The sequence below is a fragment of the Bartonella sp. AP57NXGY genome, assembly GCF_042195805.1.
In the GTDB taxonomy this organism is placed as follows: domain Bacteria; phylum Pseudomonadota; class Alphaproteobacteria; order Rhizobiales; family Rhizobiaceae; genus Bartonella.
Genome location: NZ_JBHIOZ010000059.1, coordinates 1 through 2,422 on the forward strand (window position 1 = coordinate 1; position 2,422 = coordinate 2,422).

2 protein-coding genes are annotated in these 2,422 nt (G+C 45.1%); both read right to left on the minus strand.

Translation table 11 applies throughout. The features are described 5' to 3' along the window. Nucleotides 1–49: 49 nt before the first annotated feature. Nucleotides 50–1,255, minus strand: coding sequence for a phage minor head protein (locus tag ACFIL8_RS06430; protein WP_375629070.1), 1,206 nt, complete (start codon nt 1,253–1,255; stop codon nt 50–52). Beyond that, nucleotides 1,248–2,422: DUF935 family protein (locus ACFIL8_RS06435; protein ID WP_375689165.1), on the minus strand; the 1,175-nt coding region annotated here is incomplete at its 5' end. The genes ACFIL8_RS06435 and ACFIL8_RS06430, both read right to left, overlap by 8 nt.

Here is a 2,422-nt window from a genome sequence, read left to right on the forward strand (position 1 = left end):
CTCGCCTCTTTTCCATTAAGAACAAAAGACTTTCTTCCTGTTGTTTTCTTTACAACAACCTCTCGCCCTTTTTTTCAGCCGCATCCAATAAGCGTCCAATTTCTCTAGAGCTTTTTTTATGCATGGAGGTCAACCACCATTCTTGTTTGCTTGCCACGAATTTAACTGCTAAGCGCCACCATACCCCATCATTTTCACCCAAAAACACAACGCTCGGTACACCTTTTCGCCTGATAATGCCATGGGGGCGGATGAGCGTTTGAATGGCGCCCCGAAAATCATCCAAGCGAAGATCACGCGCTTGATGCTCTAACAAAATATGTTTCACACTGTCTGCGGATAAGCGAATAAGAGAATTTTCCGCTGCAAAAACATCACGCACCTTTTGGATCATTGGGGCAATGGGAATAAATCCACGCGGCATATGTCCTTCAAACATGGCTTCCAAAAGTGGTGAACCCACAATATCTTCAATGGCAATGCGTTTGTCATTGTCCCCCATCACAGAGACTTTATCACTCAAAAAATTGCTTAAGTTTTGCGCGCGATGTTTCCCAGGGTTCAAATGCCAACCAGGATCAATCCCCTTTGGTATCTTCTCAATTTTCCCCGTTCGCTTATTGTGCCAAACCTGCTTTTCAACATGAAGTGGCTCTGCCCCCTCTTCATAGCCTAAATCTTCTGCTTCATAACGGCTTACCTGTCGCACACTACATTTACACCGCCAGCCATTGGGTGGATAAAGCCAATCCCAAACCGGATCATCAACGGGTGCGGTAAACCCCACCCAACTTTCATGTTCTAAACGCTTATGTTCTGAACTCGACAAAGCATAGGTGAGATAGGGCAAAAATTCTTTATTATTTTGTGTGCGCTCCCACTCGCCTGCTGCATGCGCACTCATGGTATTGGCCCAATAGACCGTTTCTAAACGCCGTGGGCTGCCCAATTGCACCACGCTCTTTTCACCAGTTTTGGGGTCAATGCTGGTCTTTTTACCCCACCAACCCTTTTCCTGTAAAATCGGCATCAAATTTTTTTGAAAATCTTGAAAAGGAACTTGATGCTTTATGGCTTCTCCAACCGCTCGCTTAAAATCCTCCAAAATATCATAGCCTAGCGATTTTGCCACCGTAAAGGAAAAAGCATGTTCTTCTGGTGCTATATCACGCCAATCAAAGCTTGGAACAAGTGCCTTGGCTTCAAAATAACGGGTGACCTCTTTAGGGGCGGTTTTAAAAAGTTCCTCATCCATGATACCCAAGCCCACGTGCAATCATTTGTACTTTTGCCAAGCGCGCTGCTAATGCGTGATGATCCATCTCACCTAGCAATTCATCTAAGCCTTTAAGGATATCCTCATAACTTTTTGCTTCTCTCACAAGCTTTTTAAAAGGCTCTAAAAGGGGTTCTAAGTCCTCTTCCCAGTCGCTTAAAGCTTCTTGTGAAAGCCGGTCCAATTCGTCGTGATGTTTCCCACCCTTCTCTTTTGCACCCTTGCTCTCTTTTGTCACAGAAACATCAAAAACACCTCCACAATCAGCACAAACATGAGCCTTTTCTCCCCTCTCATCATCAAGCGCATTATCAGGAGCCTTTAAAACATCCTCTTCCTTTTTTGGTTGCGAAAAACCAATCTTATTGCGCACTTCTTGCGCCCCAACACGCAAACCTAAAGGCACAAGTTTTTCCAGCGCATCACTAATCGCTTTAATGTCTTCATTTTCCGAAATCGGCCAATAGACAAGGGGGGCGCGCTCTTGGCGTCCAAAATTAATCTCAACAAAAGGCACAATCAAATCACGATTAGCCGTTAAAGCTAATTGGCGTGCATCAGCTCTGGCAATATCATGGCGCACATTTTCATGAATGCGCGCTTGCGAAAAGGACGAACCATCATCCGTCGTCATGGTTTGCCCCAACACACCTTTAGAAATTTGTCGATCTAAATATTCCGCCTTAGAAGCAAACACCGCATTGCCACTGCCCCCTGCCGCTTCAATAAATTCAATCTCCATCTCTTTGGGAATAATCGCTGCCGCATCACTGGATAAATCACGCACTGCTTGAATGAGAACCCGTCGCTCCTCATGAGAAGAGCTTGCCCCATATTTACCCACACGCAAAGGCATGCCATAAACTTCTAAAAATGCCATCCAATCTTTCAGTGTATAAGACTTGAAGAGAAATGCCCAAGCTGCAAGCCGCGCAAGCCCAGAACGAATAGGCAAACCGCTTTTTAACTTGGGTCTGTGAATAGAAAATTTATAAGCAGGCAATTCACTTCCATTAAAAGACCCCTCTTCTTTTAAACGCAAATGAAAACCATCCCGCCGATCCAATTGAAAAAACCGCTGGTCACGCCATTTCCAAGCAACCGGCCACCATTCCTTGGCACTCTTGTCCCACAAGGTTTCTACAA